Annotated in this window: 20 protein-coding genes and 14 tRNA genes; 24 read left to right on the top strand and 10 right to left on the bottom strand. The window is 43.3% G+C overall.

Going from position 1 to position 20,509, the window contains the following annotated elements:
• Positions 1 to 72: 72 nt before the first annotated feature.
• Genes QV280_RS03340 through QV280_RS03325 form a run of 4 tightly spaced genes read left to right on the top strand, consistent with a single transcriptional unit; the run spans position 73 to position 2,385 of the window.
• Complete coding sequence (locus QV280_RS03340) at positions 73 to 795, top strand: hypothetical protein (RefSeq protein ID WP_152821601.1); 723 nt, start codon at positions 73 to 75, stop codon at positions 793 to 795.
• 23 nt (positions 796 to 818) lie between these two features.
• The gene (locus QV280_RS03335) at positions 819 to 1,142 is read left to right on the top strand and encodes a hypothetical protein (protein ID WP_023402946.1); all 324 of its coding nucleotides are present in this window, start codon (positions 819 to 821) and stop codon (positions 1,140 to 1,142) included.
• A gap of 8 nt (positions 1,143 to 1,150) precedes the next feature.
• Positions 1,151 to 1,834 carry a C39 family peptidase gene (locus QV280_RS03330; protein WP_023402947.1) on the top strand — a complete coding sequence of 228 codons (684 nt, stop codon included), beginning with the start codon at positions 1,151 to 1,153 and terminating at the stop codon, positions 1,832 to 1,834.
• 8 nt (positions 1,835 to 1,842) lie between these two features.
• The gene (locus QV280_RS03325) at positions 1,843 to 2,385 is read left to right on the top strand and encodes a hypothetical protein (protein ID WP_023402948.1); all 543 of its coding nucleotides are present in this window, start codon (positions 1,843 to 1,845) and stop codon (positions 2,383 to 2,385) included.
• Between the two features lie 329 nt (positions 2,386 to 2,714).
• Here the strand turns inward: QV280_RS03325 and QV280_RS03320 are convergent, their stop codons facing one another.
• Positions 2,715 to 3,710, bottom strand: a complete 996-nt coding sequence (locus QV280_RS03320; RefSeq protein ID WP_023402949.1) for a transporter — start codon at positions 3,708 to 3,710, stop codon at positions 2,715 to 2,717.
• A gap of 248 nt (positions 3,711 to 3,958) precedes the next feature.
• Positions 3,959 to 4,035: transfer RNA gene (locus QV280_RS03315), tRNA-Pro, on the bottom strand.
• A 409-nt stretch (positions 4,036 to 4,444) separates the two neighbouring features.
• Here QV280_RS03315 and smrA point away from each other — a divergent pair.
• Positions 4,445 to 5,035, top strand: coding sequence for a DNA endonuclease SmrA (gene smrA, locus QV280_RS03310; RefSeq protein ID WP_373277880.1), 591 nt, complete (start codon positions 4,445 to 4,447; stop codon positions 5,033 to 5,035).
• A gap of 17 nt (positions 5,036 to 5,052) precedes the next feature.
• Positions 5,053 to 6,075, top strand: coding sequence for a 23S rRNA pseudouridine(2604) synthase RluF (gene rluF, locus QV280_RS03305; RefSeq protein ID WP_023402951.1), 1,023 nt, complete (start codon positions 5,053 to 5,055; stop codon positions 6,073 to 6,075).
• Positions 6,076 to 6,202: 127 nt separating this feature from the next.
• Here the strand turns inward: rluF and ybaK are convergent, their stop codons facing one another.
• From ybaK to hemA, 8 genes are all read right to left on the bottom strand, one after another.
• Positions 6,203 to 6,676 (bottom strand): Cys-tRNA(Pro) deacylase, encoded by a 474-nt coding sequence (gene ybaK, locus QV280_RS03300; protein WP_152821599.1) that lies wholly within the window; start codon positions 6,674 to 6,676, stop codon positions 6,203 to 6,205.
• 13 nt (positions 6,677 to 6,689) lie between these two features.
• Positions 6,690 to 8,336, bottom strand: a complete 1,647-nt coding sequence (ushA, locus tag QV280_RS03295; RefSeq protein WP_023402953.1) for a bifunctional UDP-sugar hydrolase/5'-nucleotidase UshA — start codon at positions 8,334 to 8,336, stop codon at positions 6,690 to 6,692.
• Between the two features lie 115 nt (positions 8,337 to 8,451).
• Positions 8,452 to 9,303, bottom strand: a complete 852-nt coding sequence (gene kdsA, locus QV280_RS03290; protein ID WP_039970047.1) for a 3-deoxy-8-phosphooctulonate synthase — start codon at positions 9,301 to 9,303, stop codon at positions 8,452 to 8,454.
• Between the two features lie 24 nt (positions 9,304 to 9,327).
• Positions 9,328 to 10,137 carry a SirB1 family protein gene (locus QV280_RS03285; protein ID WP_152821597.1) on the bottom strand — a complete coding sequence of 270 codons (810 nt, stop codon included), beginning with the start codon at positions 10,135 to 10,137 and terminating at the stop codon, positions 9,328 to 9,330.
• Positions 10,138 to 10,140: 3 nt separating this feature from the next.
• A complete protein-coding gene (locus QV280_RS03280; protein ID WP_152821595.1) occupies positions 10,141 to 10,524 on the bottom strand; it encodes a SirB2 family protein in 384 nt (127 codons plus the stop codon).
• Complete coding sequence (gene prmC / locus QV280_RS03275) at positions 10,515 to 11,381, bottom strand: peptide chain release factor N(5)-glutamine methyltransferase (RefSeq protein WP_367869606.1); 867 nt, start codon at positions 11,379 to 11,381, stop codon at positions 10,515 to 10,517. The genes QV280_RS03280 and prmC overlap by 10 nt, the downstream gene beginning before the upstream one ends.
• Positions 11,382 to 11,384: 3 nt before the next feature.
• Positions 11,385 to 12,473, bottom strand: coding sequence for a peptide chain release factor 1 (gene prfA / locus QV280_RS03270; RefSeq protein ID WP_023402957.1), 1,089 nt, complete (start codon positions 12,471 to 12,473; stop codon positions 11,385 to 11,387).
• Positions 12,474 to 12,490: 17 nt separating this feature from the next.
• Positions 12,491 to 13,741: a glutamyl-tRNA reductase gene (gene hemA, locus QV280_RS03265; protein ID WP_023402958.1), complete on the bottom strand. Its 1,251-nt coding sequence runs from the start codon at positions 13,739 to 13,741 to the stop codon at positions 12,491 to 12,493.
• A gap of 114 nt (positions 13,742 to 13,855) precedes the next feature.
• Here hemA and lolB point away from each other — a divergent pair, with 114 nt between their 5' ends.
• The 18 genes from lolB (at position 13,856) to QV280_RS03175 (ending at position 20,503) form a co-directional block, all read left to right on the top strand.
• Positions 13,856 to 14,482 carry a lipoprotein insertase outer membrane protein LolB gene (lolB, locus tag QV280_RS03260; RefSeq protein WP_039970049.1) on the top strand — a complete coding sequence of 209 codons (627 nt, stop codon included), beginning with the start codon at positions 13,856 to 13,858 and terminating at the stop codon, positions 14,480 to 14,482.
• Positions 14,479 to 15,372 carry a 4-(cytidine 5'-diphospho)-2-C-methyl-D-erythritol kinase gene (gene ispE / locus QV280_RS03255; RefSeq protein ID WP_023402960.1) on the top strand — a complete coding sequence of 298 codons (894 nt, stop codon included), beginning with the start codon at positions 14,479 to 14,481 and terminating at the stop codon, positions 15,370 to 15,372. Before lolB ends, ispE begins: the two co-directional genes overlap by 4 nt.
• Positions 15,373 to 15,398: 26 nt before the next feature.
• Positions 15,399 to 16,346, top strand: a complete 948-nt coding sequence (locus QV280_RS03250; protein ID WP_023402961.1) for a ribose-phosphate pyrophosphokinase — start codon at positions 15,399 to 15,401, stop codon at positions 16,344 to 16,346.
• Between the two features lie 231 nt (positions 16,347 to 16,577).
• Positions 16,578 to 17,168 carry an aminoacyl-tRNA hydrolase gene (gene pth / locus QV280_RS03245; protein WP_023402962.1) on the top strand — a complete coding sequence of 197 codons (591 nt, stop codon included), beginning with the start codon at positions 16,578 to 16,580 and terminating at the stop codon, positions 17,166 to 17,168.
• Positions 17,169 to 17,178: 10 nt separating this feature from the next.
• The gene (ychF, locus tag QV280_RS03240; protein WP_023402963.1) at positions 17,179 to 18,270 is read left to right on the top strand and encodes a redox-regulated ATPase YchF; all 1,092 of its coding nucleotides are present in this window, start codon (positions 17,179 to 17,181) and stop codon (positions 18,268 to 18,270) included.
• A gap of 384 nt (positions 18,271 to 18,654) precedes the next feature.
• A tRNA-Met gene (locus QV280_RS03235) sits at positions 18,655 to 18,731 on the top strand.
• A 39-nt stretch (positions 18,732 to 18,770) separates the two neighbouring features.
• A tRNA-Leu gene (locus tag QV280_RS03230) sits at positions 18,771 to 18,855 on the top strand.
• Positions 18,856 to 18,863: 8 nt separating this feature from the next.
• A tRNA-Gln gene (locus QV280_RS03225) sits at positions 18,864 to 18,938 on the top strand.
• Between the two features lie 81 nt (positions 18,939 to 19,019).
• A tRNA-Met gene (locus QV280_RS03220) sits at positions 19,020 to 19,096 on the top strand.
• A gap of 72 nt (positions 19,097 to 19,168) precedes the next feature.
• Positions 19,169 to 19,253, top strand: a tRNA-Leu gene (locus QV280_RS03215).
• Between the two features lie 35 nt (positions 19,254 to 19,288).
• Positions 19,289 to 19,363 (top strand) — tRNA-Gln (locus QV280_RS03210).
• A gap of 143 nt (positions 19,364 to 19,506) precedes the next feature.
• A tRNA-Leu gene (locus QV280_RS03205) sits at positions 19,507 to 19,591 on the top strand.
• Between the two features lie 35 nt (positions 19,592 to 19,626).
• A tRNA-Gln gene (locus tag QV280_RS03200) sits at positions 19,627 to 19,701 on the top strand.
• A gap of 143 nt (positions 19,702 to 19,844) precedes the next feature.
• A tRNA-Leu gene (locus tag QV280_RS03195) sits at positions 19,845 to 19,929 on the top strand.
• A gap of 38 nt (positions 19,930 to 19,967) precedes the next feature.
• Positions 19,968 to 20,044: transfer RNA gene (locus QV280_RS03190), tRNA-Met, on the top strand.
• Between the two features lie 54 nt (positions 20,045 to 20,098).
• Positions 20,099 to 20,183 (top strand) — tRNA-Leu (locus QV280_RS03185).
• 35 nt (positions 20,184 to 20,218) lie between these two features.
• Positions 20,219 to 20,293: transfer RNA gene (locus tag QV280_RS03180), tRNA-Gln, on the top strand.
• Positions 20,294 to 20,418: 125 nt separating this feature from the next.
• Positions 20,419 to 20,503, top strand: a tRNA-Leu gene (locus QV280_RS03175).
• Positions 20,504 to 20,509: the final 6 nt, after the last annotated feature.

Genomic DNA, 20,509 nt, shown 5'->3' with positions numbered 1-20,509 from the left:
GGAGCGGTGGGAGTAGTTCAGTATTTTGCAATAACCCTTAACTGAAAAAGAAAGGAAACGGGGAACTTAATTATGAATTTCTACAAAACGAATATCGCAATAGCGCTTGCGGCAATGTTACTTAGTGGTAGTGCTTTAGCTCGACACGGTGGCGGCGGTAGTGGTGGTGGCGGTGCTGAAGATCCAGCCGATGACGTAGTACCTTCAACATCAGCCTCTCACGAAGTTGAAAACTATGTTGAAGATGGTAATGGTAATCGTCAATGGTCGGACAGTGCGAATAACAGTAGCACCACAGAAGATAACAGCACCAGATCAACAGAAGATAATAGCAGCAGAACCACTGCGAGTGTGACTGATAGCTTTAAGGTTGACTCTGATTCAAGTACCGAAAATGACTATACCGATAGCCACAATCAAGACTCTAGTCAAAGCCTAGACGTTGCTGATAGTTTCAATATCGATTCTGACTCTAGTAGAACAATGAAAATTGACGACAGTTTCAACACTGACACCAATTATGAGTTAAAAATCGAAGCCAACTTTGTTGTAGCAAACTCTGAGCTAAAAGGTGAAGTCGACGATAATGATGTCGAGCTTGGTGGTAGTGGCAGCAGTGGTCATCAAGGCCGTAAAGGACACAACGGTACAGCTGGTGCACTGAATATACGTGCTGTAAACAGCATTGACGGTATGTCTGATATTGCGGGTATCACAACGGTTGCGCAAAATGCGGGTGCAAACTCACTAGTGCAACAATCTGTAAATACCAACGCCAGTATTCACGGCAACTAAGCCTTACTAGCTAGGAGGTAAAGATGCGCTCGGCACTGTGTACAATAAGTTTGATATTAACCTTCTCTATACAGGCTGAAGAAATCGCGCTACCTAGCTCCGCAGTCGCCATTGATATCATGGAGCAATCTAGGGGACAAAAGCATGTTGAGCTTGATGTCACTAGTTTAACTTCAGATATCGATGGTGCTATAGATGGTAACGTAGCCGACAATACAGTAAGTGGGAGTAACATAATGGCTTCAGGTGCATTTGCAGACAGTTCTGGTATTTCAAGTGTTATACAAAACACCGGCAATAACGTGCTCATACAGAACTCAACTGTTATAAACCTAAGTATTAAGTAGCAAATGTCATGTTAAAGATAATACGACAATGTCTAGTTGGGTTGGTGCTGATTTATTCAGCATCAACTTTTGCTATTGACTTTTTACCCCACAGAGCCAATTACTCTGTCCCTGTAAAAAGTTATAAAGAGACTCTGTTTGGCGATGTCTATCTTCAACAGTATGACTTCAGTTGTGGCTCTGCCGCACTGGCATCACTTTTACACTTCCACTATCAACGCCCGATAAAAGAACAACAGATTTTCAAAGTCATGTATGACAAGGGCAATAAAGAGGTGATCAACAAAAAAGGGTTTTCCCTCCTTGATATGAAGTTCTATCTACAATCTATTGGCTTAAAGTCTGATGGTTTTAAATTAAGCTTAAATAAAATACGAGATATAGGTGTACCTGGAATTACCTTGGTCAACTTCGAGGGGTACATGCATTTTGTTGTAATCAAGGGAATAACCAAAGACAAGGTTATTTTAGGTGATCCTTCACGAGGCACACTCATTATGTCTATTGAAGAGTTTCAACCTTACTACTCAGGGTTAATCTTATTAGTTCGTAGTGAAGCCAATATAGGAAGAGAAAGCTTTATTCAAAATGATAATTTTTCCATCTATCAGTCCTCCCCTTTAGATACGGGGATATCAAGAGACTCTCTAGGGATATTTAGTATTACCTTACCGGTTTCTGGAGACTACTAGGAGCACCTATGACAAGCCAGAAATTAGCTTTAGCTTGCGCCTTATGCTTGATGCACAGCGCCCCAACACTCGCCGATGAAATAGACCTGCCTAATGCATATATTTTAGATAATGCGGCACTGTCAGAGCTACGCGGTGGTTTTCAACTTGCAAACGACTACATTGTTGATATTGGCATTAGCATTAGTGCTGCTGTTAATGGAGAGAAATTCTACCGTACCACCATTGCTAATTTAGTGTTTAGAAATGGCACACTCACCGCTGAAACAAAACCGAACACTGCTATTCCCCAAGGTAACTCTGGGTTAATTAATATCGTAAAAGCAGGTGATGGAAACATTGTTGAAGATGTAAATAGCCAGCCAGATCAACCTTACGTAAGCCAAACAATTTCTACACCTAGCCTGATTAACATTATTCAGAATACACTCGATAATAGTGTGCTGGGGTTAGATACAGTCGTGGATATTGATGCTCGAGTAGAAGGGGTAAACAAACAAATAAGAGACGATATTCGCCTTAAAGGGGCATTACTCAACCATCACTACTAACGGTTAACCGTGCATAAAAATAATGTTGTGAAAGCTACTTTCAAAAGCAGCCTTTATAGTCATGTTTTAAAAATCCGGTAACCACAGCAGATCAATATAAAGCCTTTTTCCTTCCAATGAATCAGTTACTCGACTGATGCCTCACTGTAGTTCTATCATGTGTGTTCGCACTAATCCCTATGCTCACAGCACAATTTATGCGGGAACCAACTCGTTACTTCAACGCGTTTTAGGGCAGAAGATACAAAGATTTTGTTTGCCTGTATTTGTGGTTTAACTCAGTGGATTAGAACCAAGCTATCAGCCTATCAGCCTATCAGCCTATCAGCCTAGAAGTAATAAGGCACTCTTAAAGAAAGTTGGAAGTCTGGCGTATCTTCCGTTAATCCAGCTTGAGCACTGATATTCACTGACGAGCGATCATTCATTTTAAGGTTAACGCCCATAGTCAAAGAATCTAGATGAAGAAGTTTGGCATCGTCAGATTGTTGTCCGTTGACCTTACTTTTTAAAATGGTTTTGTGGCTAACACCTAAAGAGAATGACAAGTCTGGATTTACTGCAAAACCCATTCCTCCGCCGATAGAAATCGTATCCCCTAGCTCAATCTTCTGCTCTTCAGAGCCGATTTGTACTGTGTCTTCTATATTAAAGATATACCCAACATTGGCGTACAATACTGCAGGATCGGAAGGATAAAGCATTGTTAGACTTGGCTCGATACTCCAAAACCCAGAGCCTGTAGAAACCTCTTTTAGGGTATTGGTGCTTTCATCTATCTCAATATCATAGGGAGAACGCCCCGTTCGAGTTTTAACGCGTAATCCGCCTATCCAATATGGCGTAGTGTTAAAATTAAATTGATGACGCAACCCCACCTCAAGATCCCCAATCGCACCGCCACTTGTTGAGCGATTGATCACGTCGGGCGATCCGTCTTGTATCGGCCTTACAACCACCTGATCATTTCGGTATACATACGGTAAACGAATTTCAAACTCAGTGGCATTGGTCAAACCAAGCCTAGCGGTTAAACCAAAGGTAGTGGTAACAAAATCCGCATCACTGACTTCTATGCGGCCTACGATTAACGTGGGCAATACGGTGTAACCCACTACCGAAACTCTGTTGGATGAGTTTTGCGTAAAACTTAAAGAACCTTCTAATGACCACGTTCCTTTAGGAGACAAGACCCCTGGCTTATCAATGACATCACCTACAGTTAACGTCACATCACTCTTCTCTTCTGCGCTCTCTTGAGCATAGATATTGGGTCCTACACACAGTAAAGCAGCACCACACCAAAGATTTAGTTTGCCTAACATTACAAGATCCTTACTTACGTACGGTGTATAATTTTTAGACAAGTTTTCTCTATATAGCAACTATTGCACAAAAAATAAGCAGATAAGGCACCCTAGCATATTGAGCAAATCATGCTAGTAAAGTCGGTTAAAACAGGCCAATCTTAGAAAGAGAAAGTCAATGAATCACAAAGAGATCATATTTAGGTAGGGTTTTAAGTAGCCAGAAACGACGAAACCCCGCAACAAAGTTGCGGGGTTTCTAAAGATGGTCGGTGAAGAGGGATTCGAACCCCCGACCCTCTGGTCCCAAACCAGATGCGCTACCAAGCTGCGCTATTCACCGAGATTTCATCAATAAAGTTTTCACTTCATGACTACTCCGCAAGAACTGTTTCCTGCTGAGAAGGCGTATAATACGGATATTTTTTCCCTGTGCAACACCTAATTTTATAATTTGTCATTTGTTGGTTTCAAGTGGCGATTATTCGTCCTATCACACATCAATACACATGCACACATTAAAAATATATATATTTTTATTACATACGAGCAACAATTGATTTAGATCATTACAGCATTTTTGTAGCAATCTAACATAGGGAAATCGTTCAGCAATGAATGATGTATCTCCTCACTAGATCATTGCAGCTAATTTGTTGCGCCGAGTCAATTTGAATTGCCTCGGTTTTTTCTTTTTTAAGTGACGTTCCGTTTTTTCCAATTATAATCTCCCTATCTCAAACAATTTCTTGATGTCTATGTCTGAAGAATTTGAAAACGATTTTTCCTTCCAGGAGATGATGGGCGATGTAAAACCTCTCCCTCAAGATACTGCGGTACATAAAAAATCTCACACTGTTGATGAAAATCATCTGTTGAGACAAAAAGCGGCAGTGAGTATTGAAGAAGAATTACCAGAATACCTAACACTTGATAATGCGCCAATGCTAAAGCCTGACGATATTATTGAGTTTAAACGTAGTGGCGTACAAGACGGTGTCTACCGTAAGTTAAGACTGGGTAAGTACCCAATCCAAGCTAAGTTAGATTTGCACCGCAGAACCCTGACTCAAGCCAGAGACGAGGTTGTACACTTTCTCAAGCAGTGCTTAAAGCTCGATGCCAGAACTATAATCATTGTGCATGGCAAAGGTCATAAATCAACGCCACCGGCATTAATGAAAAGCTACGTAGCTTTTTGGCTACAACAAATTAATGAAGTGCTCTGTGTGCATTCAGCTCAAACCTTTCATGGCGGAAGTGGCGCCGTGTATGTAATGCTGAAAAAAAACACAGAAAAAAAACTAGAGAATCGAGAACGACATCAAAAGCGTCTTGGTTAACTCAAACAGAGAGAACTATGTCCGACAACGCAAAGCGATTAAATAAATTCATCAGTGAAACGGGTTTTTGCTCTCGCAGAGAAGCAGACCGACTGATTGAACAAGGCCGAGTGACTATTAATGGTCAAATCCCAGAAATGGGCACCAAAGTCACCTCTGGGGACGAAGTTCTAGTGGATGGTAAATCACTTCGAACCAAACAAAAGCCGATCTATATAGCACTCAACAAACCAACCGGTATCACGTGTACAACTGAGCGAGACATACAAGGTAACATTGTTGACTTTATTGGACACAAAGAGCGCATCTTCCCAATTGGCCGCTTAGATAAGCCCTCTGATGGACTGATTTTCTTGACCAACGATGGTGACATCGTGAATAAGATCTTACGCGCAGGCAACAACCACGAAAAAGAATATGTAGTGCGCGTCGACAGAGCCATCACTCCTGAATTTTTGCAAAAGATGGCCAATGGCGTATCCATTTTAGATACCGTCACTCTGCCGTGTAAAATTACTAAAGAATCAGAATACAGCTTTCGTATCGTATTGACTCAAGGCTTAAACCGCCAGATAAGACGTATGTGTGAAGCTTTGGATTACCGCGTATTCAAACTGCGCCGCGTGCGCATCATGAACATCACCATTGACGGCATCCCTAACGGCAAATGGCGCTACTTAACCGATGATGAAGTAAAAGTACTGCTTGAGCTAAGTGGCGACTCTGTGGGCACCGAAGAAGCGTCCACCAAAGACGTAAAAGGCCGACGCATCAGAAAAGCCACCGACGCTAAACTCTACGACAGTCGAGAAGAAAACCAAGCCTCTAGAGCGCGCCGTAACCGTGATGAGCAAAAACAAGTGTTTGATGGCAAGTTCACCCCAAGCAGGCACCGTCCAAATGGCAAGCCGGCAAGCCAAAAATCCTCAGGCGGCAAACCATCAGGCAACAAACACTACGTCATGCCAAAAACAAAGCCTGCTTCTGCTGAGCAACCGAGCAAGACTCGCATCAAAGGTAAGTTGAGTTTAAAGAAGTAATTAAACCTAGCATGCAATAAAAACAACAATGCCCGAACTCAACATTCGGGCATTGTTGTTATAGAAAGTCACTATTTTTGCAGATACATCAGTTAAGCAAAATTGACCTTTATTGGGTGAGTTCTACCTACTCCCCAAGATTCACAAAACTCCCCTGCACCTGCTCTGCCAGATGCTTAGGACAAATCTCAATTTCCAGCCCACGTTTACCGCCACTAATACACATAGAGGCAAGGTTTTCGGCGCTTTGGTCAATAAAGGTCGGCAAGCGTTTTTTCTGCGCTAGAGGGCTGATCCCCCCCACCAAATAGCCTGTGACTTTTTGCGCAAGATCGGGATTTGCCATAGCGGCTTTTTTCAGTTTGTTGGCTTTAGCAGCCCATTTTAGATTGAGCTTAGTATTTACTGGGATGACAGCAACCCCTAGGCCGTTGGCTGTGCCATCCACTGAGAAAAGAAGGGTTTTAAACACCTGTTCTGCAGGCTTTCCCGTAGCTTCAACGGCTTCTTGTCCGAAGCTGTGTTGGTTAGGGTCATGCTTGTATTGATGAAGTTCAAAGGGAACCTTGTTCTTTTTCAATAAACGTACCGCAGGTGTCATAATCTTCTTCGTCCTATTCGTAAGTCATTTCCCCACGAGATTCATAACTTCTAATATCAATGGGGCTATTCGTCTCAAGATACTCCTTCAATACCTCGGCATCAACAAAGCCGGTGTTGACAAAACCGCTGTGATCTTTGATGACAGGATAACCGTCTCCACCAGCGGCATTAAAGCTTGGTACACTGAAGCGATACATTTTATCTTCTTCTAGCACTTTCCCGCCAATTTTGACGTTTTTCACCCCATCTTTTGCCACTGTCATCGAAATACCAGAGAACTGCGCATACGCACCTGAGTCGGTTGGCTTAGTCGCGACTACATTTAGGTAATCTAAAATCTCAGATCCTTTCATATCGACATAAGTAATGATGTTGCCAAATGGCTGTACTGTCAGTACGTCTTTGTAAGTTATATCCCCTTCGGCGATAGAGTCACGCACGCCACCTGAGTTCATGACGCCAAAGTCCGCTTTAGCACGTTGCATGTGCGCGGTAGCAATTAAGCGACCTAAGTTAGTTTGTTCAAACCTAACCTTATTACGGTCTCCTTCCAGCTTGCCGTTGGACTGCGCAATTTTCACATTCAGTTTGGCTTGCCCTTGCTCTTGGTATGGCGTTAAAAAGTCTTCTACATCTGAATCAGCTTCGATTTTTTCACCAACAATTACGCGCTGTTTTTTGCCATCCACTTCCACTTTTTTCGTCAGGTTAATCGGCACTAACGCATAATGAACAAGCTCTAGCTCACCATCAGAATATTCATAATCAGCACGCCCAACGTATTTACCCCATTCGAAGGCTTGCATGATCCAAGTGCCATTTTGTTGGTCTGGTTGACAAGCATCTCCCGGCTTAAAGTTCTTTTTCACCAAGTTTGGGCCTTCCATACACACAGGCTCTTGTGAGTGACCGCCAATCACCATATCAAGTGCGCCCTCAGGCAAGTAACGAGCAAGGGCTACATCGCCCGGCGCATTGCCACCATGTTGACCGTTTTGGTAGTGCCCCATGTGCGTGACAGCAATGGTAATATCCGGTTGTTCGCGAGTTTCTATCTCTTTTAGCAGTTGTCTTGCTTCAGATTTAGGATCTCTAAATTCTAAGCCTTGGATATATTCGGGATTACCTATTTTGGCGGTGTCTTCGGTGGTTAAGCCTATAACAGCAATTTTTAAACCGTCTTTATCAAACATTTGATAAGGCTGAAATTTTCGCTGTTGGCTCTGTTTTTCGTAAATATTGGCCGACAGCATCGGGAACTTAGCCCATTGTTGCTGTTTTTCTAATACCGATAATGGGTTATCGAATTCATGGTTGCCAATCGCCATCGCATCGTAGCCCAGTAAGGTCATGCCTTTGAAATCAGGTTCCGCATCCAGAAGATCCGACTCTGGTACACCCGTATTGATGTCACCACCAGAGAGTAGCAACACCGCGCCACCTTCAGATTCAACTTCTTGACGAATTTGATCAATCAGCGTTTTTCTGGCTGCCATACCCAATTCACCGTATTTGTTTGGCCAAAAACGACCGTGGTGATCATTGGTATGTAGGATGGTCAGTTTTTGCACGTCATCATTATTACTGACCACGATATCGTCTGAGGCGCAACCTACGACTAGTGTCCCTACTGCTATTGCTAATACGAGTGATTTCATTTGCAACCATTACTATTCAATTAGATGTGTATGCAAAAAATAGCAACAAAAAAACGGGCTTGCGAATGCAAAGCCCGTTTTTATTAAAAGTATCACAGAGTTGTGAGTAGAAACTCTATTTAATATCTATCTGTGCAAAACTTTTGATTAAATCATCCAAAGATTTCATCTGCGCCAAGAACGGCTCAAGTTTATCCAGTGGCAACGCTGAAGGGCCGTCACAACGCGCTTTATCCGGATCTGGATGCGCTTCGATAAACAAACCTGCAATGCCAGTAGCCAGACCTGCTTTAGCAAGCTCTACTGTTTGCTCACGACGACCACCAGAGGCTGCGCCACTTGGATCTCGCATTTGCAGTGAGTGAGTCACATCAAAGATGATAGGACTGCCGTTAGACACTTTTTTCATCACGCCAAAACCTAGCATATCAACCACTAAGTTGTCATAACCCATGCAAGCGCCACGCTCACATAAGATGATCTTGTCGTTGCCACACTCAGCAAATTTATCAACGATATTACCCACTTGATTTGGGCTCATAAACTGAGGTTTTTTAACGTTGATCACGGCGCCTGTTTTTGCCATCGCTTCAACAAGATCAGTTTGGCGTGCTAAGAAAGCAGGTAATTGAATCACATCAACCACTTCCGATACAGGTTGAGCTTGCGCTTCTGTGTGTACATCAGTGATGATCTTAACGCCAAAAGTAGACTTCAATTCTTCAAAGATGCGCATCCCTTCTTCAAGGCCAGGACCACGATAAGAGTGTACTGAGCTGCGGTTTGCTTTATCAAATGACGCTTTAAATACGTAAGGGATCCCTAAGCGATCGGTCACTTCTACGTACTGTTCACAAGCACGCATTGCCAGATCGCGAGATTCAAGAACGTTGATCCCACCAAATAGCGTAAAAGGCTTGTCATTAGCAACTGAAATATCACCAACCTGAACGACTTTTTGTTCCATATCCATCTCTCTTTTTATTGAGCGCTAGTGTAAAACCACTGGCTCGTCATTAATTGCTTTTAGCTGTAGCTTAAGTATCTCAGCCGCAGGATCTTCAGGGCAGTTCTCAATAAAGAACTCATAGTCTTTACGCGCAATTTGAAAACAATCTAATTGCTGATAAATAAAGCCTCGGTCGCGGATCTCGTACGGATCTTCTGGCACCAAACTCAATGCTAAATCACTGCATGCTAGAGCTTGAGTATAGCGTTCCTCTCGCATCAATGCGCCTTTGAGTACGCCTAACCAGCGTCCAATAATGGTCGAGGTATCCGCCACTTTTAAGTGCTCTGGCTTTAGCATCGCTGAGTTGCCTTCCGCGCCTTTAAGCCAAGATAGCAAAGTATGTTTCGCTACATACTCACCATTAAAAGGGTTTACATAGTCGTGTTGTGCGTTTGTCCATTCAACTACCAACAAGAATTGAGTGGGAAAACTCACTCCTTTGATCGGAAAACCTAACTTACGCCCTAAGAATAATAATAGAGCGCCAAGGCTAACCGGAATGCCTTTTTTACGTTCTAGGACTTTTTCTATAAAGGCGTTTTCAGACGAGAAGTAATTCTCGTAGTCACCCTTAAAGCCCCATTGCTGGTAAAAAAGACGCAATAAGGCATCAAAGCGCGCTTTTTCGTTTGTTTCTCTTGATAAAACTTGTTCCGCTTCATCAAGCATTTTTTCTAACTGTAACTCTACCCATGTCGCATTAACACTAGGGTCGACTTGAGCACAAAGACGCAAAGCACCTTCGACTAATTCCAAATCATCGAGACCTTTAAACCACAGATCTGACATCTTTTACCCCATAAGTATTGGCATTTTTGTCATGCCGATCTTAGCTGCCATTAACAACCAACCTAAAGCACCTAAGAAAGCAAAACCGCGTAGAAGCTGGTTTTTACCCATTTTTAGAGCAAATACACCCAATGCGATATACGCTAAAACGCAGGTGAATTTTTCTGTTAACCACTCAGAGCCCGGTTTAAATGGAACCCAACCAGTCACAAGTAGCAGCAGGATGCCGGATAAAATGAGCAAACCATTCACGGCATGCGGTGTCACTTTTATAAACTTCTTGTTCTGTAATGGTGATTTACTCACCATCAAAATGTATTGAGTGATGAATAATCCTGCACTCAATGCAATTAAGATCAGGTGGATATTTTTTAATGCTACGTACATTCATTTCTTCCTTTAAATTGACCTAAGGTCACTCTGTCTTGACCTGCGTAGTCTTGCTCGGTAGATACTAGCTGATAGCCCATATCCAATAATATTTGTCGAGTTTGTTCGCCTTGCTCAAAGCCATGCTCCATCAATAACCAGCCACCATCGGCAAGGTGATCTCTGGCATGTTTAGCAATGTGCCGTAAGTCTGCTAATCCATTCTCCGCCGCCACCAGCGCCGAATCAGGTTCAAAGCGAACATCGCCAATCACCAAATGAGGATCCTGCTCATCGATATAAGGCGGGTTTGAGACAATGATCTGAAAATGCCCTGCATTGACCACAGGTTCAAACCAGCTGCCTTGTAAGAATTGTGCATTTTTAATGCCCAACTTGTTGGCGTTGCCAGTCGCTAAAATGCGCGCATCATCTTGGATATCAACACCAATAAACTCAAAATGCGGACATTCAGAAGCTAAAGCCAAAGCAATTGCACCTGTACCTGTCCCCAAGTCAAGCCCTTTACCGGGAGCTGTACCGATTTTATCCAAAGCCAATTCGACTAAACGCTCAGTGTCAGGGCGTGGGATTAAGGTGGTTGGCGATACATTAAGAGGTAATGACCAAAACTCACGCTCGCCAGTAATATAAGCGATGGGTTCACCATTAATGCGGCGCTGCATAAGGGCATTAAAATCTTGGTGCTGCTGATCTGTCAGTAGTTTCTCAGGCCAAGTTAGCAAATAACTGCGTGGCTTTTGTAGTACGTGACACAGCAATACCGACGCATCAAGCTTTGCGGAATCAATGCCTAATTCAAGTAAACGCAGAGTCGCTGCATTCAGCGACTCTTGTACACTAGGTAAAGACACGACTTAGTTATTTTCAGATAGAGCGGCAAGCTGATCAGCTTGATGTTCTGCCATCACAGGGTCGATCAGTGACTGCATATCACCTTCTAAAATTTCATTTAGACGGTATAAGGTCAGATTGATGCGGTGATCCGATACACGCCCTTGCGGGTAGTTGTAAGTACGGATACGGTCACTACGATCACCAGAACCTAGCAGGTTACGACGAGTATCTGACACTTCAGCCGCACGCTTAGCTTCTTCAGCTTGGGTAATACGAGCTGCCAGCACAGACATCGCTTTGGCTTTGTTTTTATGCTGTGAACGCTCATCCTGACACTCAACAACTGTGCCGGTTGGTAAGTGAGTAATACGAATAGCAGAGTCAGTGGTGTTAACATGCTGACCACCTGCGCCCGATGAACGGAAAGTATCAATTTTTAGATCGCTGGCTTTGATTTGTGGAAGCTCAGCTTCTGGGATCTCAGGCATAATCGCCACGGTACACGCCGAAGTATGTACGCGACCTTGAGATTCAGTCTCAGGAACACGTTGTACGCGGTGACCGCCAGACTCAAACTTCATGGTGCCGTATACGCCATCGCCCGACACTTTAGCGATCACTTCTTTGTAACCACCTTGCTCTGATTCATTGGCGCTCATGACTTCTACGCGCCAACCTTTCTTCTCAGCAAATTTTGAGTACATGCGGAAAAGGTTGCCCGCAAAGATACCGGCTTCATCACCACCAGCACCGGCGCGGATCTCTAAGAAACAGTTACGTTCATCGTTAGGATCTTTTGGTAGCAATAGAATTTGTAGCTCATCGGTCAAAGACTCAATGTTCGCTTTTGCATCTTTAATTTCTTCCTGAGCCATTTCTTTCATCTCAGGATCGTCTTCGTTAGCCATATCTTGTGCAGCTTCAAGATCTTCTTGAGCTTGCTGATAAGCTTGGAAGCACTTGGTGACTTCCTCTAGTTGAGAGTACTCTTTTGATAGTGCACGGAACTTGTTTTGATCGCCGATAACGCCCGGATCACCAAGTAGGTGTTGCACTTCTTCATAACGCTCAACTAACGTCTCCAATTTCACTAATATCGATGCTTTCATATTCTTCTTAAAAATAGTTATAGGTCTTCAAGACCAAGGCTTTTTCTTATTACAGCTAAATCATCCAATGCGCCCTGCTCAGCCGCTTCTTGAAGCGATTTGGTGGGGATATGGATGAGTTTATTGGTCAATTTATTGCTTAACTCTAGTAATACTTTTTCTGGATCACCACCAACGCTTAACGCTTGTAAGCTTTTTTCTAACAGCTCGCGACGAACGCAATCTGAGGCGCGGCGATAATCCCTAATGCTTTCCACAGCCTTTCGAGAACGTAGCCAGCTTTTAAACTCTTTGTTCTCAATGGCAATGATTTTTTCAGCTTGAACCGCTTCGGCTCGGCGCTGTTCAATATTTTTATCAATAATGGTTTGCAGATCATCCACAGTATAAAGATAAGCGTCACTGAGTTCAGAGACTTCTGACTCTATATCTCTAGGCACGGCAATATCAATAAACAAGATAGGTTTATGTTTACGCGTTTTTAGCGCACTTTCTACCATGCCTTTACCTATAATGGGTAACGGACTAGCGGTAGAGCTTATTACAATGTCGGTATCGACTAAAGTTTGTGGAATCTCACTTAAACTGATTACTTGCCCATTAAACTGCGCCGCCAAACCTGCCGCACGTTCGCGGGTACGGTTGGCCACCGTCATATTATGACAGCCAGTATCGGATAAATGTTTCGCAACCAACTCAATGGTTTCGCCCGCACCAACCAATAATACTTTAGAGCGCTCTAGTGATTCAAAAATATGTTTAGCTAAAGTACAAGCCGCATAAGCAACGGAAACCGCATTCCCGCCAATATCCGTTTCGGTACGTACTCGCTTAGCAACAGAGAAGGCTTTTTGAAATAACTTATCTAAATTACCTTTTACCACGCCTCTTTCTTTAGCGTCGGCATAGGCTTGTTTTACTTGGCCTAATATTTGAGGCTCACCCAACACCAAAGAGTCTAAACCACATGAGACTCTCATTAAATGCTGAATCGTTTCTTCGTCACTGTAATGATAGAGGCTAGGTTTTAAGTCATCATCTTTAACTTGATGGAAATCGATAAGCCAATCGACAATATTATTTGCCGACGGAGCATCAATATAAAGTTCAGTACGATTGCAGGTAGATAGAATAACGCTACCTTTGACCTCAGACATAGAATGTAACTGCTGCAAGGCATCGCTCATCTTATCTGGAGAAAACGCGACTTTCTCTCTCAGTTCCACCGAAGCGGTATTGTGATTGATTCCTATGGTCAATAAAGGCATTTACTACTTAGACATACAAAATAAAAACGCAATTTTACTTGAAGCACTACAGCAATAAAAGAGGCTTTATTGTATCATTAGCTCAAACCTTGAATCAGAGCTCTAATTCTTGACATGCAAATCACTCAAACATCTTCTATTTTGAAATGCTTGCTTAGGTTTACACCCTTCTTTCTTATTTTATTGTTGTTTGGTTGTGAGACTACGCAACATGTTCCGACTCACAGTGTCGAATATCAAACCCATCAAGCAAAACTTGCCACACTGACCAATTTTAGTCTTTCAGGAAAACTCGGTTATATCGACCCTACCCAACGCCAAAGTTTAAACTTCCATTGGAAGCAATCGCCACAACAAAGCCAGTTACGACTGTCGACTTTTTTAGGCAAGACTGTGCTCAATTTAAGTATTGATGAGCAAGGCGCTACAGTAACCGATATCCATGGAAAACGTTATTTTGATAAAGATGCCGATCTTTTGTTTTACCAATTAACCGGCATGCGCTTACCGATTGTTTATATGCAAGACTGGATCAAAGGACAGCCAACCGCAGCCGATCACTTTGAAGTTGCAGAGAATGGCACTTTGGCCTCTTTACAACAAACTCGCGGTGGGCAGACTTGGTTGATGGATTATAAAAGCTATCAAGAAACCAATGACCTCATTTTACCAAACAAAATGACCCTTTCGAGAGACCCAATCAAACTGAACATTGTTATCAGTAAGTGGAATATACAATGATAACCAGCACCACAACCTGGCCATCGCCAGCCAAGCTAAATCTGTTTTTGTACATCACTGGACGCCGAGACAATGGCTACCACGATCTACAAACACTTTTTCAGTTTATTAACTTTGGTGATGAGCTCACTATTACCGCTAACAATAGTGGAAAAATCACCGTTACCCCTGAACTTGAAGGTGTTCCTGTCCAACAAAACCTTATCTGGAAAGCGGCAGTTGCATTAAAAGAAGCGGTACTTAAAAACTCCGAAGCTGCTGCCAATCATTCATTAGGCGCTGACATTCATATCAATAAAGTCTTGCCTATGGGCGGCGGCATTGGTGGCGGTTCATCTAACGCCGCTACTACCTTGGTCGCGCTCAATTATTTATGGCAACTTGATATATCTTTGCCAGACTTAGCCAAGATAGGACTAAGTTTAGGGGCAGATGTTCCTGTATTTGTGCAAGGCTTTGCAGCATTTGCCGAAGGTGTTGGGGAGTCTTTGACTAAAGTTGAACCAGAAGAAAAGTGGTATTTAGTCGTCAGACCAAACCAAAGTATTTCCACAGCTGAGATATTTTGTCACCCAAATCTAACAAGAGATACACAAAAACGCAGTTGGGAAGAGCTAAAAAGTAGCCCCTACGAAAACGATTGCGAAAAAATAGTGCGTTTACTGTACCCAGAGGTTGATAAGCAACTTTCTTGGCTGTTACAATATGCGCCGTCAAGATTGACGGGAACAGGGTCTTGCGTTTTTGCTGAGTTTGATACTCAATTAGAAGCACAAAACATATTAAGACAACTTCCCGAAAATACAACAGCATTTGTTGCACAAGGAAACAACATTTCTCCTTTGCACCTGACATTGGCGCAGTTATCTGCCCAAACACTACCCAATTAACTGGACGCAACCTCGAGGTTTCCACCGTGCCTGATATGAAGCTATTTGCTGGTAACGCTACACCTGAACTAGCCCAACGCATTGCTGACCGCCTATATATTTCTCTAGGTGATGCTGTCGTTGACCGTTTTTCTGATGGCGAAGTCGCTGTACAAATTAATGAAAACGTTCGCGGTAGCGATGTATTTATCATTCAATCTACCTGTGCTCCTACCAATGACAACCTGATGGAGTTGGTAGTAATGATTGACGCAATGCGTCGTGCTTCTGCCGGCCGTATTACAGCTGTAATCCCTTACTTCGGCTATGCTCGCCAAGATCGCCGCGTGCGTTCTGCTCGTGTGCCAATTACGGCAAAAGTAGTCGCTGACTTCTTATCTAACGTTGGTGTTGACCGCGTTCTAACTATCGACCTACACGCAGAGCAAATTCAAGGATTCTTCGACGTACCAGTAGATAACATCTTCGGTACTCCAGTTCTTCTTGAAGATATGAAAAACCGTGGCCTAGAAGATCCTGTTGTTGTATCTCCTGACCTAGGCGGCGTTGTACGTGCTCGCGCTACAGCAAAAGCTCTTGGTGATGTTGATATCGCTATCGTAGACAAACGTCGTCCACGCGCTAACGTTTCTGAAGTAATGAACCTTATTGGTGACGTTGAAGGTCGTGACTGTGTGATCGTTGATGACATGATCGATACTGGTGGCACACTATGTAAAGCAGCTGAAGCTCTAAAAGAGCGTGGCGCTAAACGTGTATTTGCTTACGCAACACACGCTGTATTCTCTGGCACTGCTGCGAAAAACATTAAGAGCTCAGTACTTGACCAAGTGATCATCACTGACTCAATTACACTAAGCAAAGAAATGGCAGCAACAGGTAAAGTATCTCAGTTAACTCTATCTAGCATGCTAGCTGAAGCGATTCGTCGCATCAGCAACGAAGAGTCTATCTCTGCGATGTTTAGTAACTAATTTTTAGTTTCTAAGCTAAGCAATAGCCGCTAAAAGTTAAGTCATTCAATATTCAACATCTGATTGTTTGAGTATGAATGGGGTTCTTAAGAACCAGAATAATTCCAAGAATCCCGGTACTTATTATTAAGCACCGGGATTTTTTACTGTTACTTACTTTTTACTCTTACCAATATTGCGTGCTATCATATCGCGCTTTTTGTTGTCACCTACATTTACGAGAGTTAAATCTTGAGCCAAGAAATTAAATTACTTGTTGGCCTGGCTAACCCAGGTCCTGAATATGCTAGAACACGTCATAACGCAGGCGCTTGGGTAATCGAAGAATTAGCTCGAGTACATAATGTGACACTAAAAAATGAGCCTAAGTTTTTTGGTTTAACTGGCAGAATTTTGGTCCACGGCCAAGATCTTCGCTTGCTTATCCCAACCACTTTCATGAACCTTTCAGGCAAATCAGTCTCTGCTCTGGCTAAGTTTTATCAAATAAAACCCGAGGAGATAATGATTGCGCACGATGAACTAGACTTACCTCCAGGTGTCGGCAAGTTCAAAAAAGGTGGTGGTCATGGTGGGCATAACGGACTAAAAGACAGCATAAGCAAATTAGGCAACAATAAAGATTTTTACCGACTACGCATCGGCATCGGACACCCTGGTCATAAAGACCGTGTGGCGGGCTATGTATTAGGCAAAGCCCCGGCCAAAGAGCAAGAATGCCTAGATGCCGTAGTCGACGAATCCGTCCGCAGTTTAGACATATTGCTAAAAGACGGTTTAACTAAAGCACAAAATCGCTTACACACGTTCAAAGCAGAATAAGGTTTTAATCATGGGTTTTAAATGTGGCATCGTTGGTCTTCCAAACGTTGGTAAATCAACTCTTTTCAATGCGCTTACCAAAGCAGGTATCGAGGCGGCAAACTTCCCGTTTTGTACTATCGAACCAAACACAGGCGTTGTTCCTGTGCCAGATCTACGTTTAGACGCTCTTGCTGAAATCGTAAATCCACAAAAAATTCTGCCAACTACAATGGAATTTGTAGACATTGCAGGTCTGGTTGCGGGCGCATCTCGTGGTGAAGGTCTAGGTAACAAATTCCTAGCTAACATCCGCGAAACTGACGCTATCGGACACGTTGTTCGCTGTTTCGAGAACGAAAACATCGTTCACGTATCAGGTAAAGTATCGCCTATCGAAGACATCGAGGTGATTAACCTTGAGCTAGCAATGGCCGATCTTGATAGCTGTGAACGCGCAATGCACCGTAATGCTAAAAAAGCAAAAGGTGGCGATAAAGACGCTAAATTTGAACTGGCTGTTTTAGAAAAACTGCTACCAATTCTTACTGAAGGCGGCATGGCTCGTACTGTTGAGCTAAGCAAAGAAGAGCTACTTGCGGTAGGTTACTTAAACTTCCTAACGCTTAAGCCAACCATGTACATTGCTAACGTGGCTGAAGACGGCTTCGAAAACAACCCATTTTTAGACGCTGTTCGTGAATACGCAGCCAAAGAAAACAACGTTGTTGTACCTGTATGTGCGGCTATCGAATCAGAAATGGCAGAACTAGACGATGAAGATCGCGCTGAGTTCTTAGCCGATATGGGCATTGAAGAACCCGGTCTAAACCGCGTGATTCGTTCAGGTTACGATCTACTTACCCTACAAACTTACTTCACCGCTGGTGTGAAAGAAGTACGTGCATGGACGATCCCTGTAGGCGCTACTGCGCCACAATCAGCAGGTAAGATCCATACTGACTTCGAAAAAGGCTTCATTCGCGCTGAAGTTGTAGGCTACGATGATTTCATCCAGTTCAAAGGTGAAAGTGGCGCTAAAGATGCCGGTAAATGGCGTCTAGAAGGTAAAGATTACGTCGTTAAAGATGGTGACGTTATCCACTTCCGCTTCAACGTATAATTCTACGCTTCGATAGCAGGTAAGATTGTGCAAAAAAAGATCGCTTCGGCGATCTTTTTTATTGGCGTTACAATTACCTTATTCATACACATTTCAATCCCCGCTCTTTATCAGCTCAATATTATTAAAACAATTTTTTTAATCTCGCCCGGCACAAAACCCTCTACGATTAAATGCTAATCAAACCTATTTCCATACTGTCTAATTTTGTGAATTATTAGATGTTTTCTGCATAAAAACAGGGCGCTTTGTTTAAAAAAAGTTCGAACAGGCTATAACTGGCGAAATCTTTAAAAAAACTATTGACGCTTTCCTGTGATATACGCATAATGCGCTCCGTTCTCGACACTGTCTAACAGGGTTGAGAAATGACAATATGGTAATGGCTACTTAGCTCAGCTGGTTAGAGCACATCACTCATAATGATGGGGTCGCAGGTTCAAATCCCGCAGTAGCCACCATTTCCTAAATGCTTTCTTTTGAGAGTTATTAGGAAATATGCGGAAGTGGCGGAATTGGTAGACGCACCAGATTTAGGTTCTGGCGCCGCAAGGTGTGAGAGTTCAAGTCTCTCCTTCCGCACCATATTAAGTTGGGCTATCGCCAAGCGGTAAGGCACCGGCTTTTGATGCCGGCATTCCCTGGTTCGAATCCAGGTAGCCCAGCCAACTATTTATTTCATGATTTTATTAAAAAATCATTGGAATAAGAGCAAGATTGGTTTATCCTCTCTCGCTCAAAATTAAAGTGGCTACTTAGCTCAGCTGGTTAGAGCACATCACTCATAATGATGGGGTCGCAGGTTCAAATCCCGCAGTAGCCACCATTTACAACGTCTGGTTGATTATCCAATCGTCAGCTAAGACTACACTCTAGCTTAGAGATTAAACAAAGCGATGCGGAAGTGGCGGAATTGGTAGACGCACCAGATTTAGGTTCTGGCGCCGCAAGGTGTGAGAGTTCAAGTCTCTCCTTCCGCACCATTATTTAAAGATTGAGTTCATAGAACTTTCTCTGTTGGGCTATCGCCAAGCGGTAAGGCACCGGCTTTTGATGCCGGCATTCCCTGGTTCAAATCCAGGTAGCCCAGCCACTTTACAAAGGGTGAGACAAAAGCATTTGATGCCTCGTTATCCCCCTGGTTCAGCTCTAAGTAGCTCAACCACATTACAACGTTAATGAGATTATCCAATCGTCTCTTTAACTACACTCTGGCTTAGAGATTAAACAAGCAATGCGGAAGTGGCGGAATTGGTAGACGCACCAGATTTAGGTTCTGGCGCCGCAAGGTGTGAGAGTTCAAGTCTCTCCTTCCGCACCATTATTTAAAGATTGAGTTCATAGAACTTTCTCTGTTGGGCTATCGCCAAGCGGTAAGGCACCGGCTTTTGATGCCGGCATTCCCTGGTTCAAATCCAGGTAGCCCAGCCACTTTACAAAGGGTGAGACAAAAGCATTTGATGCCTCGTTATTTCCCTGGTTCAGCTCTAAGTAGCTCAACCACATTACAACGTTTTAGAGATTATCCAATCGTCTCTTTAACTACACTCTGGCTTAGAGATTAAACAAGCAATGCGGAAGTGGCGGAATTGGTAGACGCACCAGATTTAGGTTCTGGCGCCGCAAGGTGTGAGAGTTCAAGTCTCTCCTTCCGCACCATATTTAATTTAGAGATTAGATTGTCTCTAAAACAGAGTGGCTACTTAGCTCAGCTGGTTAGAGCACATCACTCATAATGATGGGGTCGCAGGTTCAAATCCCGCAGTAGCCACCATATATACAACGTCTAATTGATTAACCAATTATCAGTTACGACTACAGATTTGTTGCGGAAGTGGCGGAATTGGTAGACGCACCAGATTTAGGTTCTGGCGCCGCAAGGTGTGAGAGTTCAAGTCTCTCCTTCCGCACCATTATTTAAAGATTGAGTTCATAGAACTTTCTCTGTTGGGCTATCGCCAAGCGGTAAGGCACCGGCTTTTGATGCCGGCATTCCCTGGTTCAAATCCAGGTAGCCCAGCCACTTTACAAAGGGTGAGACAAAAGCATTTGATGCCTCGTTATTTCCCCTGGTTCAGCTCTAAGTAGCTCAGCCACATTACAACGTTATTGAGATTAACCAATCATCTCTCTAACTACAGATTTGTTGCGGAAGTGGCGGAATTGGTAGACGCACCAGATTTAGGTTCTGGCGCCGCAAGGTGTGAGAGTTCAAGTCTCTCCTTCCGCACCATTATTT

The organism is Vibrio sp. B1Z05 (assembly GCF_052955985.1).
Note: the sequence above shows the minus strand (reverse complement) of the source record. Positions and strands in the feature narration are given on the sequence as shown.